The 26,223-nt window shown below is 71.4% G+C and carries 29 protein-coding genes; 11 read left to right on the top strand and 18 right to left on the bottom strand.

What is annotated here, in order from left to right:
* The first annotated feature begins 128 nt into the window (after nucleotides 1-128).
* Nucleotides 129-467: a hypothetical protein gene (locus ABH925_RS28465; RefSeq protein WP_370152333.1), complete on the top strand. Its 339-nt coding sequence runs from the start codon at nucleotides 129-131 to the stop codon at nucleotides 465-467.
* Nucleotides 468-533: 66 nt separating this feature from the next.
* Here ABH925_RS28465 and ABH925_RS28460 read toward each other — a convergent pair whose 3' ends face one another.
* The 3 genes from ABH925_RS28460 to ABH925_RS28450 are packed head-to-tail and all read right to left on the bottom strand — an operon-like array spanning nucleotide 534 to nucleotide 2,187.
* Nucleotides 534-710: a hypothetical protein gene (locus ABH925_RS28460; RefSeq protein WP_370152331.1), complete on the bottom strand. Its 177-nt coding sequence runs from the start codon at nucleotides 708-710 to the stop codon at nucleotides 534-536.
* A complete protein-coding gene (locus ABH925_RS28455; protein ID WP_370152328.1) occupies nucleotides 707-1,621 on the bottom strand; it encodes an RNA polymerase subunit sigma-70 in 915 nt (304 codons plus the stop codon). The genes ABH925_RS28460 and ABH925_RS28455 overlap by 4 nt, the downstream gene beginning before the upstream one ends.
* An 11-nt stretch (nucleotides 1,622-1,632) precedes the next feature.
* On the bottom strand, nucleotides 1,633-2,187 hold the full coding sequence (locus ABH925_RS28450) for a dihydrofolate reductase family protein (RefSeq protein ID WP_370152326.1): 555 nt from the start codon (nucleotides 2,185-2,187) through the stop codon (nucleotides 1,633-1,635).
* A 209-nt stretch (nucleotides 2,188-2,396) separates the two neighbouring features.
* On the opposite strand from ABH925_RS28450, the gene ABH925_RS28445 reads away from it, so the two are divergent.
* The gene (locus ABH925_RS28445; RefSeq protein WP_370152324.1) at nucleotides 2,397-2,915 is read left to right on the top strand and encodes a DinB family protein; all 519 of its coding nucleotides are present in this window, start codon (nucleotides 2,397-2,399) and stop codon (nucleotides 2,913-2,915) included.
* Nucleotides 2,916-3,041: 126 nt separating this feature from the next.
* On the opposite strand, the gene ABH925_RS28440 is transcribed toward ABH925_RS28445, so the two are convergent.
* From ABH925_RS28440 to ABH925_RS28430, 3 genes are all read right to left on the bottom strand, one after another.
* Entirely contained in the window at nucleotides 3,042-3,464 is a 423-nt protein-coding gene (locus ABH925_RS28440) for a hypothetical protein (protein WP_370152321.1), read from the bottom strand.
* 286 nt (nucleotides 3,465-3,750) lie between these two features.
* On the bottom strand, nucleotides 3,751-4,788 hold the full coding sequence (locus ABH925_RS28435; protein WP_370152318.1) for a glutamate ABC transporter substrate-binding protein: 1,038 nt from the start codon (nucleotides 4,786-4,788) through the stop codon (nucleotides 3,751-3,753).
* A gap of 2 nt (nucleotides 4,789-4,790) precedes the next feature.
* Entirely contained in the window at nucleotides 4,791-6,110 is a 1,320-nt protein-coding gene (locus ABH925_RS28430) for a hypothetical protein (RefSeq protein ID WP_370152315.1), read from the bottom strand.
* Nucleotides 6,111-6,308: 198 nt separating this feature from the next.
* Here ABH925_RS28430 and ABH925_RS28425 point away from each other — a divergent pair, with 198 nt between their 5' ends.
* The gene (locus ABH925_RS28425) at nucleotides 6,309-7,016 is read left to right on the top strand and encodes a GntR family transcriptional regulator (protein ID WP_370152313.1); all 708 of its coding nucleotides are present in this window, start codon (nucleotides 6,309-6,311) and stop codon (nucleotides 7,014-7,016) included.
* Between the two features lie 30 nt (nucleotides 7,017-7,046).
* Here ABH925_RS28425 and ABH925_RS28420 read toward each other — a convergent pair whose 3' ends face one another.
* The gene (locus ABH925_RS28420) at nucleotides 7,047-7,547 is read right to left on the bottom strand and encodes a hypothetical protein (protein ID WP_370152310.1); all 501 of its coding nucleotides are present in this window, start codon (nucleotides 7,545-7,547) and stop codon (nucleotides 7,047-7,049) included.
* 194 nt (nucleotides 7,548-7,741) lie between these two features.
* Here ABH925_RS28420 and ABH925_RS28415 point away from each other — a divergent pair, with 194 nt between their 5' ends.
* Together ABH925_RS28415 and ABH925_RS28410 are read left to right on the top strand one after the other, a co-directional pair.
* Nucleotides 7,742-8,461: a hypothetical protein gene (locus ABH925_RS28415; RefSeq protein WP_370152307.1), complete on the top strand. Its 720-nt coding sequence runs from the start codon at nucleotides 7,742-7,744 to the stop codon at nucleotides 8,459-8,461.
* 49 nt (nucleotides 8,462-8,510) lie between these two features.
* Entirely contained in the window at nucleotides 8,511-9,476 is a 966-nt protein-coding gene (locus ABH925_RS28410) for a LysR family transcriptional regulator (protein WP_370152303.1), read from the top strand.
* 81 nt (nucleotides 9,477-9,557) lie between these two features.
* Here the strand turns inward: ABH925_RS28410 and ABH925_RS28405 are convergent, their stop codons facing one another.
* Entirely contained in the window at nucleotides 9,558-10,451 is an 894-nt protein-coding gene (locus tag ABH925_RS28405; RefSeq protein ID WP_370152298.1) for a ketopantoate reductase family protein, read from the bottom strand.
* A gap of 130 nt (nucleotides 10,452-10,581) precedes the next feature.
* On the opposite strand from ABH925_RS28405, the gene ABH925_RS28400 reads away from it, so the two are divergent.
* Entirely contained in the window at nucleotides 10,582-12,717 is a 2,136-nt protein-coding gene (locus tag ABH925_RS28400; protein ID WP_370152295.1) for an MMPL family transporter, read from the top strand.
* Between the two features lie 221 nt (nucleotides 12,718-12,938).
* On the opposite strand, the gene ABH925_RS28395 is transcribed toward ABH925_RS28400, so the two are convergent.
* Together ABH925_RS28395 and ABH925_RS28390 are read right to left on the bottom strand one after the other, a co-directional pair.
* A complete protein-coding gene (locus tag ABH925_RS28395) occupies nucleotides 12,939-13,721 on the bottom strand; it encodes a carbonic anhydrase (protein ID WP_370152292.1) in 783 nt (260 codons plus the stop codon).
* A gap of 154 nt (nucleotides 13,722-13,875) precedes the next feature.
* Nucleotides 13,876-14,319 carry a MarR family winged helix-turn-helix transcriptional regulator gene (locus ABH925_RS28390; RefSeq protein WP_370152289.1) on the bottom strand — a complete coding sequence of 148 codons (444 nt, stop codon included), beginning with the start codon at nucleotides 14,317-14,319 and terminating at the stop codon, nucleotides 13,876-13,878.
* A gap of 75 nt (nucleotides 14,320-14,394) precedes the next feature.
* On the opposite strand from ABH925_RS28390, the gene ABH925_RS28385 reads away from it, so the two are divergent.
* The gene (locus ABH925_RS28385; RefSeq protein ID WP_370152286.1) at nucleotides 14,395-14,913 is read left to right on the top strand and encodes a YbhB/YbcL family Raf kinase inhibitor-like protein; all 519 of its coding nucleotides are present in this window, start codon (nucleotides 14,395-14,397) and stop codon (nucleotides 14,911-14,913) included.
* 779 nt (nucleotides 14,914-15,692) lie between these two features.
* Here the strand turns inward: ABH925_RS28385 and ABH925_RS28380 are convergent.
* The 6 genes from ABH925_RS28380 to ABH925_RS28355 all read right to left on the bottom strand — a co-directional run bounded on the left by ABH925_RS28380 (nucleotide 15,693) and on the right by ABH925_RS28355 (nucleotide 18,879).
* Entirely contained in the window at nucleotides 15,693-15,911 is a 219-nt protein-coding gene (locus tag ABH925_RS28380) for a hypothetical protein (RefSeq protein WP_370152283.1), read from the bottom strand.
* Between the two features lie 114 nt (nucleotides 15,912-16,025).
* Nucleotides 16,026-17,123 (bottom strand): methyltransferase domain-containing protein, encoded by a 1,098-nt coding sequence (locus ABH925_RS28375; RefSeq protein ID WP_370152280.1) that lies wholly within the window; start codon nucleotides 17,121-17,123, stop codon nucleotides 16,026-16,028.
* Nucleotides 17,116-18,075, bottom strand: coding sequence for an MvdC/MvdD family ATP grasp protein (locus tag ABH925_RS28370; RefSeq protein WP_370152277.1), 960 nt, complete (start codon nucleotides 18,073-18,075; stop codon nucleotides 17,116-17,118). Before ABH925_RS28370 ends, ABH925_RS28375 begins: the two co-directional genes overlap by 8 nt.
* A gap of 47 nt (nucleotides 18,076-18,122) precedes the next feature.
* Entirely contained in the window at nucleotides 18,123-18,404 is a 282-nt protein-coding gene (gene tgmA / locus ABH925_RS28365; protein WP_370152273.1) for a putative ATP-grasp-modified RiPP, read from the bottom strand.
* Nucleotides 18,405-18,518: 114 nt separating this feature from the next.
* A complete protein-coding gene (locus ABH925_RS28360) occupies nucleotides 18,519-18,698 on the bottom strand; it encodes a hypothetical protein (protein WP_370152270.1) in 180 nt (59 codons plus the stop codon).
* Complete coding sequence (locus tag ABH925_RS28355; protein WP_370152267.1) at nucleotides 18,688-18,879, bottom strand: hypothetical protein; 192 nt, start codon at nucleotides 18,877-18,879, stop codon at nucleotides 18,688-18,690. Before ABH925_RS28355 ends, ABH925_RS28360 begins: the two co-directional genes overlap by 11 nt.
* Nucleotides 18,880-19,092: 213 nt before the next feature.
* Between ABH925_RS28355 and ABH925_RS28350 the strand changes: the two genes are divergently transcribed.
* The gene (locus ABH925_RS28350; RefSeq protein ID WP_370152264.1) at nucleotides 19,093-20,193 is read left to right on the top strand and encodes an XRE family transcriptional regulator; all 1,101 of its coding nucleotides are present in this window, start codon (nucleotides 19,093-19,095) and stop codon (nucleotides 20,191-20,193) included.
* 892 nt (nucleotides 20,194-21,085) lie between these two features.
* On the top strand, nucleotides 21,086-21,403 hold the full coding sequence (locus ABH925_RS28345; RefSeq protein WP_370152260.1) for a hypothetical protein: 318 nt from the start codon (nucleotides 21,086-21,088) through the stop codon (nucleotides 21,401-21,403).
* Nucleotides 21,404-21,505: 102 nt separating this feature from the next.
* On the opposite strand, the gene ABH925_RS28340 is transcribed toward ABH925_RS28345, so the two are convergent.
* Nucleotides 21,506-22,186, bottom strand: a complete 681-nt coding sequence (locus ABH925_RS28340) for a class I SAM-dependent methyltransferase (RefSeq protein ID WP_370152257.1) — start codon at nucleotides 22,184-22,186, stop codon at nucleotides 21,506-21,508.
* A 341-nt stretch (nucleotides 22,187-22,527) separates the two neighbouring features.
* Between ABH925_RS28340 and ABH925_RS28335 the strand changes: the two genes are divergently transcribed.
* Both ABH925_RS28335 and ABH925_RS28330 read left to right on the top strand, forming a co-directional pair.
* On the top strand, nucleotides 22,528-22,884 hold the full coding sequence (locus ABH925_RS28335) for a hypothetical protein (protein WP_370152255.1): 357 nt from the start codon (nucleotides 22,528-22,530) through the stop codon (nucleotides 22,882-22,884).
* Nucleotides 22,885-22,888: 4 nt separating this feature from the next.
* Nucleotides 22,889-24,259 carry an NAD(P)/FAD-dependent oxidoreductase gene (locus ABH925_RS28330; RefSeq protein ID WP_370152252.1) on the top strand — a complete coding sequence of 457 codons (1,371 nt, stop codon included), beginning with the start codon at nucleotides 22,889-22,891 and terminating at the stop codon, nucleotides 24,257-24,259.
* A 400-nt stretch (nucleotides 24,260-24,659) separates the two neighbouring features.
* Here the strand turns inward: ABH925_RS28330 and ABH925_RS28325 are convergent, their stop codons facing one another.
* Nucleotides 24,660-26,036, bottom strand: coding sequence for a cytochrome P450 (locus ABH925_RS28325; protein ID WP_370152250.1), 1,377 nt, complete (start codon nucleotides 26,034-26,036; stop codon nucleotides 24,660-24,662).
* Between the last annotated feature and the right edge of the window lie 187 nt (nucleotides 26,037-26,223).

The following is a 26,223-nucleotide window of genomic DNA, read 5'->3' as shown; positions in this document are numbered from 1 at the left end:
GAGACCGACGCCGTTGTCAGTACAGGGTCAATGGTGCGGCGGACTCCGGCAAAACGGAAGACCGCAAGTAGCACTGGACGGTATAGTTACCCTCTGGAGCCGTAATATCACAGAAAGTCACGCCACCGATGGAGTACCGCCCTCCCTACCCTGGTGCCCGCCAGGCCGTTTCCGCCCGGATTCTGGGGATCGCCGAGGTCACCTCCCGCGTCACCGTCATCAAGTGCATGGGCCGTACCTACACGGCTGCGGCGGCCGACGGGACGGTCCACCTCCACGACCGTACCGACATCACCAGCCCGCGCCCCTTCGGGAGCGCCCGCCCAGCCGCCGGCTCCTGGGAGATCTGCGATCCTCGCGGGAACCGGCTGAGCCATACCCAGGACCTGCTGGAGGCCGTCTCACTGCTACGGCAGGCCCAGTGGCCACCACGTGATCAAGTCGGATCCGACGCGCCAACCCCGTGACGTCGCTCCGACTCCCCGGAGAACGGAAACGCAGTCCGCCTCCGTTCGCGATGGCTCCGGAACGCACTAGGACGCGGTGAAGTAGCCGTACACGTCGGCGATCAGCTGGGTGCTGCCTGCGTGGTTGTAGATCTCGACGGCGCCGTCGGACCCCAACCGGGTCTGGACGGGGCCGGCGATGTCGCTCCACGGGTTGGTGTTGAGGCTGGAGGTGCCCGGCCTGGGCTGCTGGTCGGGGCTCACAGTTGGGCCGGAAAGCCGAAGCGCCGGACCAGCTCCGGGTCGCCGAAGGCACGGACAGCGGCGATGCCCGTCGGCGTGACGGTCAGCACCAGGACGCCGTAGGCCTGGCCCCGGTGGTAACCGACCGCCGCGGGGCGACCGTTGGCGGCGGTCGGGAGCAGCCGCCAGTCGCCTGGCGCGCCGATGACCTGCGCCATCAGGAAGGGCACACAGGTGGCACGGCCGGAGAACCAGGTGCGCCAGGGCGTCGCCTCCACATGGGCGTCGGCGCGCAGCAGCCGCTCGAGGGCGGAGCCGTCGGCCTCCTCGACGGCCGCGATGTAGCTCGCGAGCACGCCCTCCAGCTCGCCCGGCTCGACCGACTCCTCGACATCGGGCGGCTCCTGCGCGAGCTGTGTGCGGGCGCGCTGGAGAAGGCTCTTGACCGCCGCCGTGCTGACGCCCATCACCTGGGCGACGTCCGCGGCCGGCCAGTCCAGCACCTCCCGCAGCACGAACACCGCACGCTGCCGGCCCGGCAACCCCTGCAGCGCGGCGATCAGGGCGATCCGCAGGCTCTCCTGCGCCGTAACGATCACCGCCGGGTCGAGCATCGCGTCGGGGACGGGCTGGAGCCAGCGTGCGTCCGCGCCCTCCGGTGGTGCCAGCGGATCGTCCGTGGGTCCGCCCAGGCCGGACGGCAGGACGCGTCGGCTGCCGTGCGCGAGTGCGGTGAGGCAGGCGTTGGTGGCGATGCGGTAGAGCCAGGTGCGCACCGAGGAGCGGCCCTCGAAGGCCGCGTACGAGCGCCAGGCCCGTAGGTAGACCTCCTGGACCACGTCCTCGGCGTCGTCCACCGAGCCGAGCATGCGGTAGCAGTGCGCGAGCAGCTCGCGCCGGTAGGGCTCGGTGTCGGTGGCGAAGTCTCGCATCCCGGTCGACGCTACCGCGCGTAGGTGAGCGTCACGACGCCGGTCGCGCCCGGCGTGGCGGAGACGAACCGCAGGCCGAGTGGCAGGGCTCCGTCGAGGAACCGCTTGCCCTCGCCGACGACCAGGGGGTGGACGCCGAGGTTCAGCTCGTCGACCAGTCCCTCCCGCAGCAGGGTCCGCAGCAGCGCGAAGCTGCCGTAGATGATGATGTCCCCGCCCTCGCCCCGCTTCAGCTCGGCGACCGTCAGGGCTGCTTCCCCGGTGAGGGCCGTGGCGTTCCACGGCAAGGGGTCGCGCAGGGTGCGCGAGACGACGAGCTTGGGAATGGCGTGCATCGCCTCCGCATAGGGCCCGGTATTGCCCGACCAGGCCTTCTCGATGACCTCGAAGGTCTCCCGCCCCAGCAGCATGGTTCCGCTGCCCAGCAAGGCCTCGGTGGACCGGTCCCGCGCGGCCTCGTCGAAGTACGCCAGTGCCCAGCCGCCCGCGTCGAGCTCGCCGAAGCCACCCGGATCCTGGACCACGCCGTCCAACGTCACGAACGCCCCTGCCTTGATCCTGCGCATGATGGTCTCCCTCCACGGGGCCGGAGGGTCCGGCCCACACGTATGCAGACCCGGAGCTGCCCCGAAAGGAATCGGTCGCGTCCAGGGAGGCGCGACGGCGACCTGGCGGAACGGATTCACCCCCTGCCGACGCTGTTCCTCTCCCACGACCAGTTGGGCACCGGCTGCAGGACGGTCACCGCCCCCGCGCCAGTGGCAGACTCGGACCCATGACTTCCTCCCTGCCCGAGCCGGACCAGCAACTTTCCGATCCCGGCGAACTGTTGCTGGACTATCTCGACTACTACCGGTCCGTGGTCGACACCAAAATCGAGGGCATGTCCGACGCAGAGCTGCGCGTCAGCAGGCTTCCCTCCGGGTGGACACTGCTCGAGTTGCTGAAGCACCTCGTCCACATGGAGCAGCGCTGGCTGCGCTGGGGCTTCCGGGCCGAGCAGGTCCCGGCGCCCTGGGGCGACCGTGGCCGGGCGGACCGCTGGTACGTCGGCCCGGAGGAGACGGCCGCCGGCCTGCTGGCCGCGCTGCACGCGGGTGGCGAGTACACCCGCGCCGTCGTGTCGGGTACGCCGCTGTCCACCGTCGCCGCGGCCGGCGGCCGCTTCCCGGACGACGGCACCACGCGGCCCACCCTGGGCTGGATCCTGTTCCACGTCCTGCAGGAGTACGCCCGTCACGCGGGCCACCTGGACATCGTCCGCGAGCTCACCGACGGCGTCACCGGCGCATAGCCACCGGCCTGCCGGGACGGAGGGCGTCTCGTCCCCGTCCCGCACGGCAGCCGGTCCCGGCTCGGTCTGTGCTCGCCGAGCCTCTGTCACGGAACGCCGTCAGGCTACCGCCGCCAGAGCCTGCGGCTACAGGAGGCCGGACGCCTCGGCTATGCCCGCCAGCGTGTCCGCCTGTTCACGGCGACGTTTGCTGGATGCGACGCAGTGCTGCCGCATCCGCTCCAGCACGGCCGGGTCCGCCGCCTCCTCCGGGGTGACCAGCGCGCGGATCCCGTCACCCAGGTCGACGACCTGATGGTCCATCCGCCCCGTGACCAGGATCCCGGCGGCCTGCATCACCTCGCCCATCACCTCGCCCCTCAGCTGCTCCTCGCCGTCGTCCAGTTCGGCTCTGCCCAGCTTCCCCTTGGACTCGGCGAAGTCCGCCAGACCCCTCATCGCCTTGATGAAGACAGCGAAGTGCGCCTCGTCCATCCGCGCACGCACGCCCTCGATGTACAGACTCAACAGCTCGCCCCGGGCAATGGCGCCCGCATCCTCGTCAGCCATCCCGCCATCATGCAGGCGTCCACCCCGGGGCGAACAGGGGGCCGGTACACCTGACGCGAACGCACGGTCACCCTTGGCCGACGTCACCGGGTTCGTGACTCCGGCAACCGTCGTAGGGCGTGTTGCCAAGTGCCGGCTGGCAGACGCCTCCGTTGGCGGCGACGCCGCCTGGGCCTGCTTCCGCGGGGCAGCCTTCGACGCTGACGACCGGGGCGGGCCGGGCAGAGCGTCATGACGCGTGCTCAGTCCCGGTGACCGGCTCAGGGCCGGTCGCCGGGACTGCCGGTCACTGGTAGACCGCCGGGGGCGGTGGAGGGACCGGACCGAGCCGGGTGCCGATCCAGCGGGTGTAGATGGCGGCCCAGGTGCCGTCGGTGCGCAGGCGTTCGAGCACCGCGTTGACGAAGCGGACCAGGTCGTCTTCCCCCATGGGCATGCCGATCCCATGTCGTTCGAAGGTGATCTGCGGACCGACGATTCTGGTGTAGGGATCCTGCGCCTGCAGCCCGAGCAGCAGCAGGTCGGTCGTGGAGATCGCGTCGACCTGGCGCTGCTGCAGCATGACCAGGCAGTCCGCCCAGTTGACCGCCGCCACCGGGACGATGTGGTACGAGGGGTCGGCGAGCTTCTGGATGGAGGTGGTGCCGGTCGCGGAGCACACCTTCCTGCCGGCCAGGTCGCCGATGCCCCGGACGGTGGAGGACTCGTCGACCAGGAAGCGCTGGCCGGCGTCGACGTAGTCCGAGCTGAAGGCGATCTGCTTCGCGCGCTCGCAGTCCACGGTCATCATGTCGACGACCAGGTCGACCGAGCCGTCCTGGAGTGCCGGGATCCGCCCGGCCTGGGTGACGATCCGGTAGCGCACCCGGTCCGGCGCACCGAAGATCGCCTGCGCGATCTCACGGACGAAGTCGATGTCGAAGCCGACCAGCGGCGAGGCGTGCGGATCGGAGGAGGAGTTGCGGTAGCCGAACAGATAGCTGTCCTGGTCTACGCCGGCGATCAGATAGCCGCGCCTCTCGATCCGCTCCATCGCCGAACCCGCCGGCATGGCACCCGGCTGCGGCAGCGGGCCGGACGGCGCCAGACTGGCATCGCAGCCCGAGACCGAGACGCCGCCCGCAGGCCCGGGCGGCACGGTCCGCACCCCCTGGGGCAGCGGCACCGCGCCACCGTCCGCGGCGCGCACCGGAGCCGGAGCCGTGCCGCATGCGGTCAGCGACGCGGCACACAGGGCCACTGCCAGCGCGGTCAGGACCCACCGGACGCCGCGGACCCTCCGGACCGGCATGCCCACGCTGCCGCTCGCGACTGCATCGCCCATGTCTACCTGTACTCCCTCAGTCGCCGGTTGATGCCCACCGCGGCCCCGGCCAGGGCGACCGCCGCGACCACCGCCGCGGCGCTCGCCAGGCCGCTCAGATCTGACTGCGCCTCACCGAGCGCGGTGCGGTAGCTGCTCTCCTCCGTCTCCACCGCGTTGCGCAGATCGGTGTCCATGCGCGCGAAGACGGCGCCCGAGCCGGCGGCGGCGGGACTGGTGAGCAGCAGCAGCGCCCGGGTGTTGGCGGAGTTGTCCGCCTGCGGCTCGGTCTCCAGTTCCACCAGGTTCCGGTGGTCGGCCAGCCAGTCCTGCTGGGCGGCCCTGGCGTCGGCGATCCCCGACCCGTGGTCGGCGGCCAGCAGCCGGCTCACCGAGGCGCTGGTGGAGGTGAAGTCGCGTTCGTATCCGCCCAGGTCCTCCCCGCGCGCGGCCAGACCGAGCAGTTCGTCGCCGTGTGCCTGGATCGCCGCCAGCTCCGTGGCGACCAGGGCGTCCGCGGTCTGCCGGTGCGCCGCGGCCCGGGCCAGGGCGCCCCGCTCGGCGGGCGTCGCGAGACCCGTCCACACGGCAAGCGCCAGGACCAGCACCGTCGCGACCGCGAGCCCCGGGTTGACCATCCGGTTGGTGCGCCGGAACGCGAAGACCTGGACCAGCCCGAGTGCGGCGACGCAGGCGACGAGCAAGGCGAGTTCGCCCAGCGGGTCGGCCGCAGCGGCGGCGCCGTCGCCGTCCAGGTCGGCGGTCTCGGCGTCGTGCGCCTGACGTGCGGCGGACAACAACCGCGTGCGCAGCAGCGCCGACGCCTCGCGCAGGTACGCCGCGCCGACGGGCAGGTTCTGGCGGCTGTCGGCGAGCGCGGTGCCGACCAGCCTCGTGTAGACGGGCAGGTCGGCGATGATCTCGCCGGTCGCGTCCAGGGCACTCGGTGACGTGGCGTCCGCGCTCACGGCGGCCAGCCCGGACGAGACCCGCTGGATGTCGGAGTCGTAGCGCTGCTGGACCGCCGTGCCCGACTCCGGTCCGGCGAGGAGCACCTGAGCCGCTGCCGCGTCGGCGTCGGACAGGTCGCGGTAGATCTCCTCGGTGACGACCCCGAGGGGTTCGGCTCTGGTAGCCGCGTGTCCCAATGCACTGTCCTGTGCGGCGGTGCCGAGGGTGGTCGCCAGCCCCGCCGCGGCGAGGAGCGCCACGATGGCGATCGCGGCGGCGCGCAGTCCCGTGCGGGTGTCCAGTCGCCGAGGCGAGGGTAACCGGGACGCGGCCCGAGCGGGCGGGGCGGGAGACCCGCCCGGCGCGGTACGGGGAGACTTCAGCACCGTCATGCCACGACCTTCCCCTCGGCTCGCACCAGGCTCAGCACACCGGATCCCACGGCCCATCCCCCAGACGTCTGATGCCCACTCAGATCACCGTCGACGATGGCGATCCCGCACCAGCCAACGTAGGCATTGTTGAACAATCCCACAAGAGGACGATAGCCTGACGGAACATCACGACAGTCCGCTGCCAAGGAGGGTGGGATGCGCCCAGAGGATGGGGAGGCGGAGGCCGCCGCGGGAGCGGGCCTGGACGCCGACCGGGAGAGGCTGGCGCGGACGAGTACGGCGGAGCGCGTCGCCGACATCCTGCGCGATCGCATCACCGACGGGTATTTCCGGCCCGGCACGCAGCTGATCGAGGAGAAGGTCACCGACGCGCTGGGGATCTCCCGCAACACACTGCGCGAGGCTTTCCAACTCCTGGCCCACGAACGGCTGCTGGTCCGCCGGCCGAACCGGGGCGTCTTCGTCCGCGAGATCACCGCCACCGACGTCGTCGACATCTACCGCGCCCGTCGGCTGCTGCAGTGTGCCGCGGTCCGCACGGTGACCCGGTCCCCCGTCGGCCTCGACGCGGCGGAATGCGCGGTCTCGGACGCCGAGGCGGCCGCGCGCCGGGGCGCCTGGGATCAGGTGGGTACCGCCGATGTCCGCTTCCACCAGGCGATCACCGCCCTCGGCGGCAGTCGCCGTGTCGACGAGCTCATGCGATCGATCGGTGCCGAGTTGCGGCTGGTGTTCCACACCATGACGGACACCCGCGGATTCCACGAACCCTACCTGTCCGCCAACCGCAGGATCCTGGACCTCCTCCGCGCGGGCGACGGCCCCGAAGCCGAGCGGCTGCTCACCGCGTACCTCAACGACGCCGAGGCCGCACTGCTGGCACACCTGCAGGGCCCCGCGTGATGCGCGGCAGCGTCCACGGCCGCGCTGCGGTCAGGCCGGTGTCTGCAGCCAGGTGCGGTAGCGCCGCAGGGCGCGGCGCTGGGCCAGGCTGTCGCAGGCCAGGGCATGCGCCGGGTGGGTGCCGAGCGCGGGTTCGCCGCCGCGGGCGAGGCGGCGCATCTGGTGCCGGACCAGCGCCATGCCGGCGGCGGCGGCGAGCGTCTTGTCCGACCAGGTCACGGGCCTGAGCCGGCCCGCCGCCTGCTCACCCGCGCGCCAACGGTCCGGGAGGTCCGGCGTGACGGCGAGGGCGGTGCCGACGCCGACGACGGAGACGCCGCCGGCCAGCACCCGCTCGGCGGTCTCGTGCCGCGTGATTCCTCCGGTCAGCATCAAGGGGACCGGGCTGGTCCTGGCCAACTCCGCCGCCAGGTCCAGGAAGTACGCCTCACGCGCCACCGTGCGCGCGTCGGCCGGCCGGCCCGACATCGCCGGACTCTCGTAGCTGCCGCCCGAGATCTCGACCAGGTCGACCCCGAGCGGTTCCAGCATCGCGATGACCCGCCGCGCGTCGTCGGCGTCGAAGCCGCCGCGCTGGAAGTCGGCGGAGTTCAGCGCATGGCCGTGATGCCACCGCGTGAAGCAGAGCTTTCTACCCGGTTGAAGCGGAGCTTGCTTCCTCGCGCCGGGGACGGTCGGCACAGTGGAGCGGACCGCCCCTCCCCTCCCCCTGTCCTGGAGTCGTCATGCCCAAGCAGATCACCGCGCCGGCAGCCCTGCTCGTTCTGAGCGTCGTTCTGAGCGCGGCGGCGACCGGCTGTGGCGGGACGACCACCGCGCAGCCCACGGCGGCCGCCCGGACCACCTCCACCACTGCCGCCACGGCCGCCGCCACCGGCGGATCCACGGCCTCGGACGCGGGTACCGGACACGGCGCCGGCAACGGCTGGACGCTGACCGCGCCCGGGTCGGCGGCGGGCCTGGCCCGGTTCCAGCCGTCCGCCGAGAAGGTCGCGACGCTGACCCAGGCGCTCGACCGGACCGCCGGGGAACTGGGCATCACCGGCAGTACGGTCGAGGCGGTCTACGACGATCCCGCTCAGGGCGGCTATCTCGTCTTCGCCGGCTTCAACGGCTCCGGTTACGACCCGTCAGCGCTCGACCGGCTGGCCCAGGTGCCGGCCACGCGGCAGGACGGGACCGGCGACCGGATCACCCAGGACTGGCAGCCGACGTCGGCCGGCGACCACGGCGGGCAGGCCGGCTGCCAGGAGACCATGGTCCAGTCCGGCAGCCTGGCGGTCCTGTCGTCCTCCTGCCTGTGGCTGACCCGGACCACCTTCGGCCTGGTCACGTACTACCCGAGCAGCGGCAGCGGCGACTTTCTGACCAACACTCCGGCCGGCGTGGTCGCCCCGCTGATGCGGAAGGTCAGGGACGCCGTCGAGCGGCCCACCGGATCGTGATGGACTGTCCTCGACCGACCGACCACCCACCGGCGCCGAGGGAGCAGTTGTGGATCTGGAGCCCAGGCGGCTCGTCGTGCTGCACACCGTTCATCAGGCCGGTGGGATCGCCGCCGCCGCGCGGCTGCTCGGCATCAGCCCGTCGGCCGTCTCCCAGACGGTGCGCCGGTTGGAGCAGGAGGCCGGGGCGCCGCTGCTCGACCGGGCCGACGGTCGGGCCGAACTCACGCGCACCGGCCTGGCACTGGCCGCACACGGCGGCAGGATCGCCGAGGAACTGTGCGGCGCGGAGCGGGAGCTGACCCGTACCGGCACGGCGGGTGTCCAGGGGCCGGTGTCGATCGGTTCGGTGCTGGCCGTGCTCACCACCCTGGTCGCCCGCGCGACCGCGTCGCTTGCCGAGCGATACCCGGCGCTGCGACCGCAGTTGCGCGAGACATCCACCGCCGACGGGCTACGGGCACTGCGCCAGGGCGCACTGGATGTGCTCCTGATCACCGGTGACCAGGAGCACCGGCCATCCCCACCGCCGGGCTGCGGCCTGAAGGTCCTCGCCCAGGAGCAGTACCGGGTCGGCGTGCCCAGCGTCTGGGGCGAGACCCCGGCCGGGGCGGCCGCTCTGGCGGCCGTGCCCTGGATCGAGGCGCCGGACGGCAGCGCGCGGGCCCGTGCCCACGCCCGGCTGGCCGCCGAACTCGGGCTGCCGGAGCGGCCGACCGCCCATCAGGCGACCAACTGGTCCGCGGTGGCGGCGATGGTCCGCGCCGGGCTGGGCGCGGTCGTACTGCCCGGGTCGGTCGCCTCGCGCACCCCGGGGCTGACCCTCCTCCCGGTACCGGTGCCGGGTACGTTCGAGACTCTGGTCCTGCACCGGCTCACCGGCCCCGGGCAGGTCTCCGCGCCGGTGGCCGCCGTACTGACCCGGCTCGCCGAGGTCACCCTCGACGTGGCCGAGGAACTGTCCCGGGCCGGGCTGCTGGAACACGAACCCGTCGTCAGAACGGTCCTGGTCTGAGCATCCGTGCGTGGGCGACGGCCTTCACCGGCACGGCGATCGCCTCCGGGTTGCTCTCGTCGGACGGGTCGATCCGCCGCATCACAGCTCCTGGTCCACCGCGCGGGCCACCTCGGCCACCAGTCGGGCCGTGATCGGGGTCTGGACGCCGTGCGCGGCCCCGGCCCGCAGGACGGTCCCGCCGATGGCTCCGAGTTCGAGCGGGCGTCCGGCCTCGGCGTCACGCTGCATCGAGGACTTCATCGCCGCCGGGGCGCGGTCGAAGAGCCGGAGCACGGTCTCGGTCGTCACGGGTGCGCCGGCGGCCCGTGCCACGGCGGTGATTTCGTCGAGCAGGGCAAGCAGTTCCGGACGCCGCTCGCCGCGGACGGTGCCGACGACAGTCTGGTAGCGGGTGGTCAGCAGGGCGAACGGGGCGAGGAAGGCGAGCTTGTCCCAGAGCATGACCGTCTCGTCGGTACGCAGGGCCACCCCGAGGCCGGCATGCCGGAGCCGGTTCGCGAACTCGTCGAGCGGAGCGGCCAGTTCGAGGTTGGTGAAGGGACTGCCATGGACGATGCGCCCTGGTGAGGTACGGGTGGCCTCGACCTTGATCGTGCCGGCGACGACCCTGGCCGCCGGGTAGCGCTCGCGGAGCACTGCCAGGTGGTCGAGGCCGTTGAGCAAGGGGACCACGACGCCATCGCCCACGACAGGTGCCGGCACGCGGTCGAGTGCCTGCTCCAGGGCGGTCTGCTTGACCGTCACGAACACGGCGTCCACCGACTCGCGCAGGTGCGTGTCGGCCTCCACCGCGGCGGTGAAGTTCCCGTACTGGGTGCTCTCGATGCGCAGGCCGTCCCGGCTCAGCACGGCCGCGGTCTCCTCGCCGGCCAGGCAGATGACGCGGTGTCCGTCACGGGCGAGCAGCGCACCGATCAGGCCTCCGACACCGCCCGGTCCAAGGATGGCCACCGTCAGTGTGGTTGTGGTCACGTGCGCTCCTGTCGTTCCATCGGCTTGACCTGCAGTGCTTGACACCGTCGAGGCGTGGGCGACATCGTACTGGCATCAGTCGCGATGTATCGCGTTGCTTTGGGGATATACAGCCATGGGGGATATACCGATGAGTCCTGCCCGGCGGCTCGCCGCCCTGCCCTGCGGACGAAGAGGCAAGTGGGTCGTCCTCGCCGTCTGGATCGTCCTGCTCCTCGCCCTCGGGCCGCTGGCCGGCAAGCTCACCAACGCCGAGGACAACCAGTCCTCCAGTTGGCTCCCCGGAAGCGCCGAGTCCACCCAGGTCCTGAACCTCCAGGGCCAGTTCTCCTCCACGCAGAGCGCCCCGGCCGTCGTCCTGTACGTTCGCGACAGCGGCATCACCGCCGCCGACAGGGCCAAGGCCGCCGCCGACACCGCCGCCTTCGCAGGCGCTCCGCACGTGTCGGGACACATCATCGGCCCGGTCCCGGCGCAGGACGGCAAGGCGCTGCAGACCATCGTCCCGGTCGACCTCAGCACCGGCGGCTGGAACAACCTGGGCCCGGCCGTGGACAGTCTGCGCGCGACCGCCACCAGCGGCGACCAGGGACTGACCGTCCACATCACCGGACCGGGCGGCGTCGGCGCCGACCAGAGCAAGGCGTTCTCCGGCATCGACGGCACCCTGCTCTACGCCACCCTGGGCGTGGTCATCCTGCTCCTGCTGCTCACCTACCGCAGCCCCACTCTGTGGCTGCTGCCGCTGCTCTCCTCCGGCCTGGCCCTGACCGCCGCCGAGGCCGTCATCTACCTGCTCGTCAAGCACGCGGGGCTGACCGTCAACGCCCAGAGCGCGGGCATCCTGGTGGTCCTGGTCATCGGCGCGGGGACGGACTACGCCCTGCTGCTGGTGGCCCGCTACCGGGAGGAACTGCGCCGCCACGAGGACCGGCACGAGGCGATGGCCGAGGCCATGCACCGGGCTGGACCGGCCATCCTGGCCAGTGCCGCCACCGTCGCGCTCAGCATGCTGTGCCTGCTGTTCGCCCAGATGAACTCCACCAGCGGCCTCGGTCCGGTCTGCGCCATCGGTGTGGTGGTCGCCCTGGCCGCGATGCTCACCCTGCTGCCCGCACTTCTGGTGATCACCGGACGCTGGATCTTCTGGCCCGTCAAGCCCGCCTACGGGACCGCCGAACCCACCGAGCGCGGCGTATGGGCCCGGGTCGGCGGAGGCATCAGCCGCCGTCCCCGGCTGGTGTGGATCGGCACCACCCTGGCCCTGGGCGCCCTGGCGCTGGGCATGTTCAGCCTCAAGGCCGACGGGCTGTCCACCGCGGGCACGTTCACCAACACGCCCGACTCGGTGGTCGGCCAGACCGTCCTGGCCCAGCACTTCGCCGCCGGGACCGGCGCCCCGGTCATCGTCATCAGCACGGCGGGCGCCGGGGACCAGGTCCAGCAGGTCCTCGGCACCGTGCCCGGCATCGCCGCCACCACCGCGCCGAAGGTCATCGGTGACCACGCCTACGTCACCGGCACCCTCAGCGCGGCCCCGGACAGCCAGGCCGCCAAGGACACCGTGGACCGCGCCCGGGCCGCCGAGCACGCGGTGCCCGGTGCGGACGCCAAGGTCGGCGGAAACACCGCCGTGCTGCTCGACACCCAGCGGGCGTCCAAGCACGACGACTACGTCATCATCCCGATCGTGCTGGTGGTGGTCCTGCTCATCCTGGCGCTGCTGCTGCGCGCGGTGCTCGCCCCGGTGCTCCTGATCGCCACGGTGGTGCTGTCCTTCGCCTCGGCCCTGGGCGTCAGCTCCCTGGCGTTCACGCACCTGTTCCACTTCCAGGGCGAGGACAGCTCCTTCCCGCTGTTCGTCTTCGTGTTCCTGGTGGCCCTCGGCATCGACTACAACATCTTCCTGATGACCCGGGTCCGCGAGGAGTCCGCCACCCGGGGCACCCGCCGGGGCGCGCTGGCCGGGCTGGCCGCCACCGGGGGCGTGATCACCTCCGCGGGGCTGATCCTCGCCAGCACGTTCGGCGTCCTGGGGACGCTTCCCGTGGTGGGCTTCGCCGAGATCGGCTTCGCGGTCTGCCTGGGCGTCCTGCTGGACACCCTGGTGGTCCGGTCGATCCTGGTCACCTCACTCACCATGGACATCGACCGGCACCTCTGGTGGCCGAGCGCGCTGAGCCGGGTCACCACCCCCGCCGCGGTCCCCGCTGCGCGGAGCAGCCGGCAGTCACCGTCCGATGCCGGGGCCGAGCGCACCTCCTGAGCACCCGCGCGGTACCTGGACGGCCCGTCAGCGACCGGCTGGCGGGCCGTTCGCACGGCCTGCGGGCACGCAAAAAGAGCCCTCGACCGGTTACCGGTTCACCCCCGGAGGACCTGCCGCAGCCGCCGCACTCACACAACGGCGGGGTCGATGGCCGGGCGGGTGCGAGGGCATGCCCGGCCGCGCCCCTGCTCCGATCGGGCCCGCCTGGTCGTCCGCGCTCAGGAGCCGAAGAAGTCCACGATGCCGCTGTCGAGGGAGTAGTAGCCGCCGACGACATGCATCCGGTGCGCGTGGATCAGCGGACGGAGGAAGGCGTCCGCGCGCAACTGCTCCACTGTGAGGCGGATCTGTGCGCGCACCGTGTTGTCCACCTGGTCGCCGGGCATCGGCTTTGCCACCTCGTACGCCGGTCGAAGCGCCTCGACGACGTCTTCGAGGTGGTCCGGCGCCGTCGCGCATCTGTTCAGCACGTCCACCGCGAACGTGACGGCTCCGCACCGCTGATGGCCCATCACCACCACGAGCGGCGTCACCGCCTCCTCGGCCCCGTACTCCACGGCGCCCTGGACCAGCCCGTCGTTGGTCTGGGCCGCGGTCCGCACGACGAAGAGATCGCCGACCCCGAGGTCGAACACGATTTCCGGCGGTACCCGGGAATCGATACAGCCGAAGACCGTCGCCAGCGGGTGCTGCGCCCCGGCCACCGCCAGGCGGCGCGCCACCGTCTGGTGCGGATGGGTCAGCCGTCCCGTCACCCAGCGCCTGTTCCCCTCGACGAGCCGGCGCAGCACCTGCTCGGGGGTGGGCATCGGTCCGCTCGTCTCCTGAACGTCCTGGCCGTCCTCTGTGGACGCGTAGGCAGACGACTCCCCCGCGGCACCGAGCACGGGAGCGGCCGCGAGGCACGCGGCGCCGCCGGCCAGGAATCGCCGGCGCGAGGGCGCGGCGGCGCCGGATCGCCCAAGCCCCAGCTGCTCGGTCTGCCCGGTCTGCTCGTTCACCTCGGGTACTCCTCGCTCGGGGACCGGCCGATCCCCGGGCCGTCCCACCAGCCTCCACGCGTCGGACGCGCGGTCCGGCAGCGCCGTGACTCCTTCATTCGCACGGCGGTACGGATTCACCCGATCGGGGACTGCGGCGAGCGCCTCGACGACGTCAGCGTTCGCCGTCCGACGGGCCACGCCTGAGCCTGTCCAGGATGCCGGGGATGCGCCGACACAGCGCCCGCTCCTCGTCGTTGAGCTCGGTCCGGATCGCCGCCGCGATGCCGGCGGTCCGGTGCCGTCGCTCGTCACCCAGCCGAGCGAGCCCTTCATCGGTGACGTGCACCAGGACTCTGCGGCGGTCGATCGCGTCCGCCTCCAGCAGGACGAGTCCTTGCTCCGCCAGCAATCCCACCGTGCGGGCCATGGACTGGTGGCGGACGCCTTCGCGGGCGGCCAGGTCGGTGATCGACAGGGCGCCGGCCCGCGCCAGGTGGCCCAGCACCGCTGCCTGACCGGCCGGCATGACGTCGCCGGTGCGGGCCCAGCGAACAAACTCCCCGACCGCTGCGCGCAGCAGTTCGGCGTCGACTTCCGCCTGCTCGGTTTCTTCCACTTGCCCAATGTACAGCACCGCTGTACATTTTTTTATACAGCGCCGCTGTACATTTTCGCGCAGAGGAGACCTCCCGTGTCCTACCACCCCTACGAACTCGCGGTGCCCGCACCGATATTCACGATCACCAGCAGCGACTTCCCGGACGGCGGAAGCCTGCCGATCTCGGCCTACAACACCGAGGACGGCGCGAACGAATCACCGGAGCTGGCATGGGCGGACCTCCCCGAGGGCACCCGCAGCCTCGTGGTGACCGCCTTCGACGCCGATGCCCCGATCCCGGGCGGCCTGTGGCACTGGGCCGTGAAGGACATCCCCGCGTCCCTGCCGGGCCTCCCCCGGGACGCGGGCAGGCCGGACGGCGGCGGACCGGGCACGCCGCTTCGGAACGACCTCGGCCGGCTCGGCTACTCGGGCGTCAACCCGCCAGCCGGCACCGGCACACACCGCCTGCACATCTGCGTCACCGCCCTCGGCGTCCCGACTCTCGACGTCCCGGACGGCGCCGGCCTCGCCATGCTCAACATCCTGATGATTCAGCACACCCTCGGGCGTGCCCTCCTCATCGGAACCAGCCAGGCGCCGGAAGCCTGACCCGAGCAAAGTCGTCAGGCACCTCCGCGCCGCCGCCACCGCCGGTGGCGGCGCGAGGGACGCCGTTTCGCGGGGGATGTTGGCCGGAGCCCGTGCTCCGCGTTTCCCGCTGCCGTAACGGTGACAGGGAACGTGTGCGATGCCAGAGTAGGTCCGTACACGCAATAGTGCGGGCCTCCGGCCGGACCCTGCCCCCGTGTCCCGGCGCCCATGTCCGCGGCGCCGGACCCCCGAGCACCCTTCGCCTCAGCACACCCCTGCCCGCGTCGTCCTGGAGTCGGTCCGCGCCGTCACGATGCAGGACAACCCGAGCGCGGTCCAGCGCCCGTACGTCTTCGCCATCACCGACGACTCCGACCTGTGGGTCAACTGGTGGTCAGCGCCGCAGCAGCGAACGGCGGGTGGGCCTGCGAGGGATGTTCGCAGGCCCATTTCGCCGAGAGCTGTTGTCAAGATCTGTGGATTGCTCGCGTTCGGCTTGTCACGGGCGATGCCGGTCCGGTTCGCGCCCCGGCACCACCAGCGGCATCTTCGCCACCCGCGACCTCAGCCGCACCCTCGTCTACTCCCTCGACCGACCGGGCGCCGATCCGCGTTCCCCTCCATCCCGAGGGTCGCCATCGCCGCGTTTCCGGCGTACTGACTGACCTCAGGTTGAGGACCAGCCCGACCGTCCCGACCGATCCGGCCGGACCGGCTTCGGTGAGGGGTTCGCTGCAGCGGATCGACCGGTGCTTCCGAGTTCCCCCACCGAACCGAAGCCAACGGCCTGCCGAAGATCAGCTGTTGCGGGGGTGACGCTTGGCGGCTCGTTCGTTGCCGTGCTTGTAGTTGCCGGTCCAGCGAGCCATGACGAGCTGCGGGTCGCCGCTTTGAGCCTCCCCCAGGAACTCCTGCGCCCGTGCCCCGCGCAGCCGGGCAGCCACCCGGGACCCGTGAGTGACGACCACAGTCCCGTCAGGCCGTTCCTCGTAGCTGAACCCTGACGGTGCAGGCAAGACTCCCCCTCGGCCACCGGACGCACGACGGCGTCACCGTCGCACACCCGGTACGGCCCCGGCCACCGGATATCGGGGGTCGGCCCTGGTATCTGGCGGGCGCACGGGGCTCGGTCAGAACAGGTTGTCGGGGGTGTCGAGCCAGGGGCGCTGTCCGTCCTGATCCACGGTCAGGCCGAAGCGGTCCCTGGCGGGGCGCTCGTGGCCGACAAAGAAGCGGTGGGCGTTCTCCAGCGCAGACCAGGGCGGAAGCCGGCCGCCCTCGGCCACGGTGCCGTCAGCCCGGACGTCGGCGATCGAGCCGTCTGCGGTCCACAGCCGGGCCGAGACGGGCTTTCCGGCGTCGTCAAGGTCGTACTGCCAGGTGATTCCAGGGACGGCGAGGCTTGCCACGAAGCGAAAGGCGTTGTCGGCGATCGTCTCCACGGGCAGGTCGGTGGTGCGTGCAGGAGTGTCGGGCAGTGCGGGGCGCCGCACGATTCCGCTGTCGCCCCGGGCGCGCAGGGGCATGAAGAAGGCGGCGCCGGGCAGGAAACGCCCGCTTCCGGTGGTGGCGGTCGTACGGTGGATGCGTGCCACGCCGGCACCGATGGGGGCGAGGATAAATCCGTTGTCGGAGAGGTCACCGAACCAGTCCACCGGGATTCGGGGGATCTGGCAGGTCGCGATGATCCGGTCGAATCGACCTGGGGTCGGGCGCAGGCTCGCGCCGTCGGCGGTGATCACCGCAGGCCAATAGCCCGCGCGGGACAGCCGCTGTTCGGCGGCCGTGACGATCTCCTCGTCCACGTCCACGGTGGTCACGTTGGCGTCGCCCAAGCGGTGGGCCAGGAGGGCGGCGTTGTATCCGGTGCCGGTGCCGATCTCCAGCACGTTCATCCCGTCCTTGACCTCCAGGGCCTGGAGCATGGCGGCCATGACGGAGGGCTGAGAGGACGCGGATGCGGTGTTGCCGTCGATCAGGTGCGTAACCAGCGCCCGGTCTTCGTAGACGGCGGTGATCCATTCCTTGCGCTGATCCGGATCGTCGCTGCTGATCCTGCGCTGCCCCTCGGGGCCGGGGCGGTAGAAATAGGGAACGAACACGTGGCGGGGCACGTCCTCGAAAGCGGCTCGCCACACCTCTTCGGTGAGGTTTCCATCATCGGCCAAGGCGGCGACGAGCCTGCTGCGCAGGGTGGCGGCGTCGAGGTCCAGGAGGTCGTCAGTCATGGACGGCGGCTTTCTCCAGCAGGTCGGCGAGTGCTTGTGTGATCGCGGTGCGGGTGCAGTCGATGAAGGCCCACTGGCCGCCGGCGTTGACGTCGATCAGCCAGTACGTTCCGGCGGTGTCAACGATCAGGTCGATAGCTGCATAGACCAGGCCGAGGCGGTAGAGCATGTCCAGGATTCCCGCACGGAGCGTCAGCGGAAGCTCGATCTCGGTATAGCGCAGGTTCGCGGAGTCGGTGCGCCAGTCCAGGCGGCCAGGCCCTTCGGAGGCGTCGATACGGGCGGCGAACAGTTCCCCGGCAACGCAGGTGACCCGCACCTCGAACACTTTGTCGCTGATCTCGCGCTGAAACAGGTGAGCGGTCAACGCGATGCGCGGATCGTCCCACTGCTCGGGCTGGACGCGGCTGGTGTAGAGCTGGCCGCGCTTCCCGTCCTCGGTATGGATGATGCCCCCGAGAACCTTGGTGATGATCCGGCCGCCGCAGGATTCGGCGAAGGGTCGCACTGCCTGCGGGTCGTTGGTGATCAGGGTCGGCGGGACGGCGAGACCGGCTTCGGCCGCTGCGGTGAGCTGCGCGGGCTTGGTGCAGTCCGCGTTGCGCTCGGGCCGGTTGACCCACAGCACACGCGACAGGGAGCCCAGAACCCCGATGATGGAGCGCTTGGCCTGTGAGGTGGCGAACCGCTGTTCGGAAGCGCCCATGGTGGCCGCCCAGCGAAAGGCGGTGGGCTTGCGCCACCACACTGCCCGCAGGTCGGACAAGTCGAGGCCGCGCAGGGGACCGGCCAGGGTGCCCAGCCACTGGCCACCCGGGGTCAGGGTGGTGGTGAGGGCAGCCTGCTGGGGGAAGTCGGCGAGGTCCATGCGCCAGAAGGGCACCTGGCGCTGGTTCAGCTCGCGCAGGACGTAGTCCGCCGTGGGGTCCAGGTCGTGGGTAACGACGAGCACGCGGGGCGAGGCGCCCCGCGTGTCGCCGTTGGTACCAGTCATCATCCTCAGTCGTCGTTCGCGTCGGAGTCGATCGCGATGGCGTCCTTGCCGTCGGACTCGGTGTTGCAGGACGAGTTCGCCATCGCCGTCGGCAAGTCGTCGATGACGGTCAGGCCGTCCAGCACGGACAGCTGCGTGTCGGGGTCGACGGTGACGGTGGGTCGGGGACCGACCCGGACCAGGGGGGTCAGGACGGTGAGCCCGAAGGGCCGGGTGGCCTCCGGGCCGGAGGGCTCCTGGGACACTTCCAGGTTCAGCGTGGGTACGCGGTCGGTCAGAGCGAGCATGTGTTTCTCCTTCGTCGAGAGCGGATGATGCGGCGGCCGATTCGTTCACGGGTACGGCAGGCCGTCGCTTCCTTCCCGGCCGTGGAGATCACGTAGCGGGAAGGGGTCTGCGGGCTACCGCCGAAGCCGGTCGGGGCAGGTGCGCGAGTCGCAGGTGCAGAGCGGCCAGCTTGCCGAGACGGGGACGTAGGAAACCCCGTTGGTCTCCTCGCGCATCACCTCAGTCCACGTGCCGGCCTCGTCCTGGGCTTTCACCACCACGGTCATCGCGTGGGCGGGACGGTCACCGGTCATCACGTCGGCCGCCCCTTCGCATCCGGGTGCGGCGGCTGCCCTCGGCGAGTTGGGCAAGCACGGATCGTCGGCGCGCGGCCCGGCCGGCGTCGCAGACGAACACGGTGAGGTGCCCGTCGGGGCCGGTCCTGGTGTAGACCTCCGTGTCGTCGGTGCGGTGCGGTGCCGTGGGCGTCACCATCGTTGCCGTCTCCCTGCGTCGTGGAACTACCACGATGCGGCCGGTACGTGCACAGATCTACTGCCGCGTCCTATAGGCCCGCCCTATATTGCAGAGATGGATCCAGAGTTGGGGGTATGGGCACATCCAGCGCTGCGGGCCGCCGTGGGCGCCCAGGACTGGCCAACGGTGTTGCGGCTGTGGGCGAAGCTCACCCGCAGTACGCAGAGCAGGATGGGCGCGCTGGTGGGCCTGGCGCAGCCGGACATCTCAGCGATCGTCAACGGGCGTCGCAGCGTGACCTCCGTCGAGGTGCGACAGCGGATCATCGAGGGCCTGGGCGTTCCGCTGGAGCTGGTGGCCGGCGGTCCAGTGAAGGAAATGCCGCTGCCGTCGCTGGTGGTCCCCGGCGTGGCGGTGGAGATCGAACGCCTGGCGAGGGTCGGTCAAGGATCAGTACGGCTGGACACGTCGTCGCTGGAGACGATGGAGCACCTGCTCGCCGAACACCGCCAGGCGGAAGACACCCTGGGATCACGGATCATGAACGGCGTCGTGCTGGCCCAGTTCGAAGCCGTGGTGGGGCTCTACGACCAGGCACGGGGGCCTATCGCCGACCGCTTGGTGCGGCTGCTCGCCGAGTACGCGCAGTTCCTCGCGTGGATGGCGCAGGACCAGGACAACGCCCCTGCGGCTCTGGGCTGGTTCGACCGGTCGTACGACTGGGCGATGGAGTCGGGCCACCCGGACATGGCGGCGACCACGATGAGCATGAAGGCCCACCTGGCGTGGTCGCAGGAGAACGGCCGCCGCTGTGTACGACTGGGTGAAGCTGCGGTAGCCACGGCAGGCGCGTCGCGGATGACGCAGGGGATGGCCACGCAGATGACCGGCCGCGGCTACGCGCTCCTCGGCGACAGTGCGCACGCGTACCGCCACCTGGACGAGGCACAGCAGATCATCATGTCGGCGACCGACGTGCCGCCCTGGCTCTACTTCTACGGCGAGTCGTGGTTCGCGGCGCAGCGGGGTATGGCTGAGCTGCACCTGGGGCAGTGGGGTCGCGCGACAGAGAACCTGTCGGCCGGGCTTGCCGGGCTCGCGTCGTCCTACCGGCGTGACCGGGCCTGGTACGGGTCCTGTCTGGCCCGCGCCTACGCGGGCGCGGGCGAGGCGGGCATGGCGCTGGAGCAGGCCATGGGCATTGTCGATGACGCGTTCAAGATCGGTCGGCCGCACACCTGGGAGGAGCTGCACCGTACTGCCGCGCTACTGCTGCGGTCCGGTTCCGGGGAGGGGCGCGTATTGGTCGACGCGCTGAGGTCCAAGGGATAGGCCACGGTTGAGATTCCGGAGATCGTACCGACGGGCCCCGCCGGTACCGTGGTGCGAGCCACATCCGGCGCCGACCTGCTGGTGGCCGGCCGCCGCCATGTCGACAACCCCTGCGGCACTGAGCGTCACGGGCGGCAGCGTGCGGTCCCGGTCCAGGCTGTATCCCCCGGCCCGACCGGCGTCACTGCGGATCAGCAGGCCGGACGCCACAACGTCTCAAGATGCCGCTCCACGGTGCACAGCTGACCTCAAACCGCCGCGCCAGCCACGGAGCACTGCGCGGCCGCGGCTCCACCGCTCGAAGCTCCTCGACCAGCGAGTGCAGGCGATCGGTGCGGCTCACAGCCACCGATGCGGAACTGCGCGGGCCGAATTGACGCAGGGACAGCCCACCTCTCCGGGTACGGCATCACGCCATCCTGGCGCGGTGAGCCCAGTCACAGGCGACCCGTCAGGCGGGTCACGGCACCCGCCGCCGACCCCGGCCGGGTGGCCGGCCGCGAAAAATCTGACCGTGCACGGCAACCGGGCCGTGGCACTTGGCGTCTTGGGGGGTGCTCGTGATGATCACCGGGTCACCACACCCGCGCAACGAGTCAACTCGTCCGGACCTGGCCCAGGAGGAACTGTGAACCGTCGGACCCTTGCGCTTGCCCTTGGCACCATCGTGGGAATCGCGGCACTGAGTAGTTGCTCGGCGACGGGCACGAGCCCTGGCGGGTCCAGTGTGTCGAGCAGCAGCCCCAGCCCGACCGCGAGCAGTTCGGACGGTACGGCAACGCCCGGTCCCGGGCCGAGTACCCCTTCGGCGTCGGCTCCCGCCGGAGCTGCGGGCTCTGGCGCCGCGGTCGCCGCCGGGACGTGTCCGGGGCGGCCGCGTGCTACCCGGTACGTGGCTCTCAACGGGCACGACACCGCGGCGGACACCGTGGAACTGGTGGTTCGCGGTGGTCACTACGTCTGCGATGACCCGGCCAACCCGGACGCCGCCGTGTTCGTTCCCACCGGGTCGAACCAGGAGCTCGTCATCCGCGAGGATGCGCAGATCCTCGCCACCGCCCCGGTGACCACGGGAACGAGCGGTCGCGTGATTTCCTTGCAGGAGTTGCTGGACTGGATCGGCGCCCATCACGGTGCTCCGGCGGTCTTCACCTATGCGACCGATTCGCAAAACCGCATCGTCCGCCTCACCGAGATCTACAACAGCTGAGGTCGTCAGCCTCGGGCCGGCACGAGTGGGCTGGTCACGGCCGCGACGCCGGTAGGAGTCGCGGCCGCGACCACGGCAACCAGGCGGTGCGAGCGGAGAGGCTCAGCGCAGTCGGCGCGCGCGCAGCACCAGGTCGTCGGTGTGGTGCGCGCCGGCACCGCCGTCGGGTGCCACGCGTGGCCGCTGCTCGTCCACCTCCACCTCCCAGTCGTCGTCGAGCAGTGCGGCGACCATCGAGGGCCAGACGTAGTCAGCCGGGTCGAAGCCGCTGTCGTCCGCCTGCCGACTCTCCATCCCCGCGTGGTGGACCAGCAGCAGTACGCCGCCGGGCGCGACGGCTGCGAGCAGCGCTCGCTCGGCCGCGGCGTCGGGGGTGCGCTGCAGGGCCGGGTACTGCGCGGAGACCAGGTCGAAGGGGGCCGGCGGGAGCGCCGCGTGCGTCAGTGCGGCGTGCACCCAGCGAACGGCGACCCCGGCGTCCTGCGCGTGCCCGGCCGCCCGCTCCAGCGCCACGCCCGAGACCTCGAGCGCGGTCACGTCCCAGCCATGGCGTGCGAGCCAGATGGCGTCCGCGCCCTCGCCGCAGCCGACGTCGAGCACCCGCCCGGGGGTGAGCCCGGCCACCTCGGCCACGAGCGCACCGTTGGGCCGGCCGCTCCACAGCTGTTGTCGGTCGGCGTACCTGTTGTCCCACTCCGCCCGCACCGCTGGGTCGCCGACGTATCCGTCGGCCTGCGAGGTGGTGTCGAGCGCTGGCGATCCTGCTGCGATGTTGTCGGTCACGGGCTCACCGTCGCCGATCGCGTCCCGGTCACGCCACTTCTGTTGCCGGTCCGGCAACACGGCATCCCGGGGGCGAGGACGGGGTGGCGGTACTGGAGGCGGTGGTCCCGCTGGACAGGTTCTGCGATGGCACCCGGTGCGCCCCGCGTCGGTGCCGCGCGCTCTGCAGTTGCCGCAGCTTCTGCCGCACGCATCGCGGCAGGCCGGAACGGATCGGTCACAGACAGGAATCGGCCAGTTACGGCGGGGCGGGGAGTGGGCGCGCTGGGCGTGGGTAGCCATCGGCGGCTGTCGCCCCTGGAGCCTGTCGGCCTGTTGGGGTTCCCCGGTCTGGAGGAGGTGTGAGGGGTTTCGTGGGCGCCGACTGGCTGTGCGCCGACGGCCTGACCACGCTGGAGTACCAGGAATGGATCGAGCCGGTGTGCGTCTCGTCCGCCCTGCCCGACGTGTTGTCCCTGGGTCAGATGGTGTCGGGCCTTGCCCGGGCCGGGTTCCTGATCGACGACTACTGCGACCTGGCGGCACTCGGCGACATGGGGCCCAACTGGCAGATCTTCGAACAGGCGGCGCGGACCCTCGCCGAGCCCCGCCCCGCGGGCAGGGAACTCATGTACCAGCACTGCCTGTCGACCGCTCGGGCAGGGCGCGCGGGGAAGTTCGTCATCGGGTACTGGTCCGCGCGCAAGCCCACGGACTGACCCGATGGGAACCGATCACCCCTGCGTCGTTGTCGTCGGGGCCGGCATCGCCGGCCTCACCGCGGCATTCCGCCTCCAGCAGGCGGGATGCCGGGTGAGGATCCTGGAATCCCAGCCACCGGAACGGCTCGGCGGCCGGATGGCGACCGTGGGCCGGGACGGCTTCCCTGTCGACCTCGGCGCCCCACTGCTCGCCCGCCGCTACCGGCGCATGCTGAACCTTCTCGCCGAGGCGGGCGCGAGCCACCTCGTCACGCCCGCAGCCGACGAGCTCGCCGTTCTGCACGGCGGCCGGACCCTGCGCGGCCGGACCGGCAGCCTGCCCAGACTCCTGAGCGGCGGCCTGCTCTCCACCGTGCCCCTGCGCCACCGGCTCCGGCTGCTGCACGACGTACGGAACCTGCACCGGAGCATCGGCTCGTCAGCCACCTCCGCGATCACACCCGCCCAGCACGAATCGACCGCGGCCTACGCCCGCCGGCGCCGCTTCCCCGACACGGTGATGAGCCACATCCTGGACCCGCTGAACGCCACGATGACCCTCAGCGACCCCGACCGGACCTCCGCAGCGACCCCGCTGCTCACGCTGGCGTTCTTCGCGGCCGGCAACGGACTGTTCACCGCCCCCACCGGCACCGGCTTCGTCCCGCACGCCCTGGCCCAGAGACTGGCCGTCACCCATCACGCACGCGTCACCTCGGTGGAGGAGGCGAAAGACCACGTCACCGTCGTCTGGACCTCGCCCGGCGACGGCGACCACGAGGAACAGGCGGACGCCGTCGTACTCGCCGTCCCACCCGACCAACTGCCCGCCCTGTGGCCCCAACTCCGCCAGGACCAGCACGAGTACTTCGCCTCTGCCCGGTACGCACACCTTCTGCAGGTCACGTTCTGTCTCAACAGGCCCACCAGCGAAACCGCCGTCGTCCTGTACGCCGGCAGACACGACCTCCCGCAGGTCGCCGCGCTGATCCTGCAGCACAACCTCTCCCCCGACCGGGTCGGCCACGGACGGGGAATGGTCACCGCCTATCTACGGGACACGACCTCCCAGGACTGGTGGCATGACGACGACAGGCTCATCGCCCGGCGAGTCACAGCAGCCGTCCGCAGGGCCGGCCTCCTGCCGGAACTGGACTCCGCAGTCATCGCCACCCACGTGGACCGCATCTGGCCCAGCGTCCTCATCCGCCCACCGCAGGACCCGGGCCTGCTCGCCCGACTGGAAGCCACCACACACCAACAGGCCCACCGAGTACACCTGGCCGGGGCCGACCTCTTCGGCCACTCCACCACCATCGGCAGCCTCACCTCGGGAGAGCAGGCAGCACACCGAGTCCTCGCCCGCCTGGGGGCTGGGGCAGCGACAGCATGAACTGTCGCCCGGGGCGGACGAATCCGAAGACGAGAGGGACGTCGTTGAGCGCGGTGGCACGGGAGACCGCAGGCGAGGACCTGGGGCTGCTACGACGAGCCGTCGATCAGCACCTGACCGACTTCCTCGCTGGCAAGGCCGACGCCGCGTCACAAGGCGGCGCACTACCCGCCGGCGTGGTGGAAGAACTGCGCGGATTCATCTTCGCCGGAGGCAAACGACTGCGCCCGCTGCTGTGCCTGCTGGGATGGCAGACAACCGCCGGCCACGACGCCGGCCTGCCCGACCCGGTCCTGCGGGCCGCGGCCTCGCTGGAGATGTTCCACGCCTTCGCCCCGGGATCGAAGCGCCCGGATGTCCGGTCCGCTCGCGCCCGCAGCGGCTTCCCGTCCCGCGCTGATCAGCCGGTCCCGGCCGGCCGCAGGACCGCGCGGATCGGGCGGGATGGTTGGAGGGTCAGGCCGGGGAACGGCTTGATCTCCTTCAGCTCGGCCTCGACGTGCCAGCGCTGGGCGAGCACGGCGAGCACCAGTGCCGCCTCGACCAGCGCGAAGCGCGTGCCGAGGCAGGTGCGCTGACCGCCACCGAAGGGGAACCAGGCATGGTCGGGGATCGGGTCCGGTGCGTCCTCGTCCCAGCGTTCCGGACGGAAGGCGTCCGGGGCGGGGAAGAACCGCGGGTCACGGTGGACGGACCACTGGCTGGTCCAGACCGTCGTTCCCTCCGGCACCGGTCGGCCGCCGAGGGTCGCGCCGGGCCGGGCGACCGCGCTGATCAGCCAGATCGGCGGGTAGAGGCGCAGGGACTCCTTCACGATCGCCTGGGTGAAGGGAAGCCGGGCGTAGTCGTCGAAGGTCGGCAGCCTGCCCTCCAGGACCGTCGCGAGCTCGGCGTCCAGCCGGGCCCTGGCCTCCGGCGCGGCGGCGAGCAGATGCCAGGCCCAGGCGAGCGTGGTCGAGGTCGTCTCGTGGCCGCCGATGTAGAGGGTGATGCACTCGTCGCGCAACTCCCGCTCGGACAGCGGCTCGCCGCTGTCGTCCCTGGCCGCCAGCAGCCGGCTGAGCAGGTCGTCGCGCTCCTCGCCGTTCGCCGCCGCCTGGTGGTGATCGACGATGATGCGGTGGATGTCCGAGTCCAGCGTCGCCACGGCCGTGCGCAGCCGGCGTCGGCCCGGGGTGGGGAGCCACGCCGGGAGGAAGACGGTGACCCCGCGGAACTCCGCGCCGATCTCCTGCTGGGCCACCGCCATCGCGTCCGCGATGACCTGCTCGCGCCCGGCCGTCTCCACGCCGAACAGGGTCCGCACGGCAATCCGCTGGGTCAGCGCGGTCATCTCTGCCGCCACATCGACCGACCGGCCGTCCGACCAGCCGCAGGCCATCGCGTCGGCGCACTCGACCATCGTGGCCGCGTAGGAGCGCACCTGACGCGGGCGCACCGAGGGCTGGACCAGGGCGCGCTTGCGACGCCAGTCGGGGCCGGTGCTGGTGACCACGCCGTCGCCCAGCACATGACGGAAGGCCCAGCCCAACTCGGCGGGGCTGAAGCCGATCTCGACCTGGGCCAGCAGCTCACCCACGTCCTCGGGCCGGGAGACGAACACCGCCTTGCGCGGGCCCAGCGCCCAGGGCACCCAGTCGCCGTAGACGTCGCGCAGGTGACAGAAGAAGGCCAGCGGATCGCGCGCGAAGGCCGGCAGGTTGCCCAGCAGCGGCAGCCCGCGCGGGCCGCGGGCGGCAGGTGTGGTTCCGTTCGCAGAAGCCAGAGTTGACGTCACGCGGCCATGGTGACCGGACCGGCCTCAGCTCTCAAGGGGCAGTTCGCCCCGAGAGCGGGCGCTACCGGGCGAACACGGCGCTGTCGGGCGGTTCACGGCCGGGGTGTGGCAGGCCACACCCCGACTGGATGGCAGACCGCAGTGACCGGGCGAACGCCGGTGCGCCATGGTCATCCGCATGACATCA

The sequence above is a fragment of the Streptacidiphilus sp. EB129 genome (assembly GCF_041262645.1).
Taxonomy (GTDB): Bacteria; Actinomycetota; Actinomycetes; order Streptomycetales; family Streptomycetaceae; genus Streptacidiphilus.
The sequence above is the reverse complement of the archived record's forward strand: the minus strand, read 5'-3'. Positions and strand labels throughout refer to the sequence as shown.

What these genes read in the sequence shown, in the direction of transcription:
- ABH925_RS28440 (WP_370152321.1), bottom strand. Translation starts at nt 3,464, where the DNA reads ATGGCTGACGAGGATGCGGGCGCCATTGCCCGGGGCGAGCTGTTGAGT.
- ABH925_RS28465 (WP_370152333.1), top strand. Translation starts at nt 129, where the DNA reads ATGGAGTACCGCCCTCCCTACCCTGGTGCCCGCCAGGCCGTTTCCGCC.
- ABH925_RS28430 (WP_370152315.1), bottom strand. Translation starts at nt 6,110, where the DNA reads ATGACGGTGCTGAAGTCTCCCCGTACCGCGCCGGGCGGGTCTCCCGCC.
- tgmA (WP_370152273.1), bottom strand. Translation starts at nt 18,404, where the DNA reads ATGCTCGCTCTGACCGACCGCGTACCCACGCTGAACCTGGAAGTGTCC.
- ABH925_RS28450 (WP_370152326.1), bottom strand. Translation starts at nt 2,187, where the DNA reads ATGCGCAGGATCAAGGCAGGGGCGTTCGTGACGTTGGACGGCGTGGTC.
- ABH925_RS28425 (WP_370152313.1), top strand. Translation starts at nt 6,309, where the DNA reads ATGCGCCCAGAGGATGGGGAGGCGGAGGCCGCCGCGGGAGCGGGCCTG.
- ABH925_RS28375 (WP_370152280.1), bottom strand. Translation starts at nt 17,123, where the DNA reads ATGACTGACGACCTCCTGGACCTCGACGCCGCCACCCTGCGCAGCAGG.
- ABH925_RS28435 (WP_370152318.1), bottom strand. Translation starts at nt 4,788, where the DNA reads ATGGGCGATGCAGTCGCGAGCGGCAGCGTGGGCATGCCGGTCCGGAGG.
- ABH925_RS28330 (WP_370152252.1), top strand. Translation starts at nt 22,889, where the DNA reads ATGGGAACCGATCACCCCTGCGTCGTTGTCGTCGGGGCCGGCATCGCC.
- ABH925_RS28415 (WP_370152307.1), top strand. Translation starts at nt 7,742, where the DNA reads ATGCCCAAGCAGATCACCGCGCCGGCAGCCCTGCTCGTTCTGAGCGTC.
- ABH925_RS28350 (WP_370152264.1), top strand. Translation starts at nt 19,093, where the DNA reads ATGGGCGCGCTGGTGGGCCTGGCGCAGCCGGACATCTCAGCGATCGTC.
- ABH925_RS28360 (WP_370152270.1), bottom strand. Translation starts at nt 18,698, where the DNA reads ATGACCGGTGACCGTCCCGCCCACGCGATGACCGTGGTGGTGAAAGCC.
- ABH925_RS28355 (WP_370152267.1), bottom strand. Translation starts at nt 18,879, where the DNA reads ATGGTGACGCCCACGGCACCGCACCGCACCGACGACACGGAGGTCTAC.
- ABH925_RS28420 (WP_370152310.1), bottom strand. Translation starts at nt 7,547, where the DNA reads ATGCTGGAACCGCTCGGGGTCGACCTGGTCGAGATCTCGGGCGGCAGC.
- ABH925_RS28455 (WP_370152328.1), bottom strand. Translation starts at nt 1,621, where the DNA reads ATGCGAGACTTCGCCACCGACACCGAGCCCTACCGGCGCGAGCTGCTC.
- ABH925_RS28445 (WP_370152324.1), top strand. Translation starts at nt 2,397, where the DNA reads ATGACTTCCTCCCTGCCCGAGCCGGACCAGCAACTTTCCGATCCCGGC.
- ABH925_RS28400 (WP_370152295.1), top strand. Translation starts at nt 10,582, where the DNA reads ATGAGTCCTGCCCGGCGGCTCGCCGCCCTGCCCTGCGGACGAAGAGGC.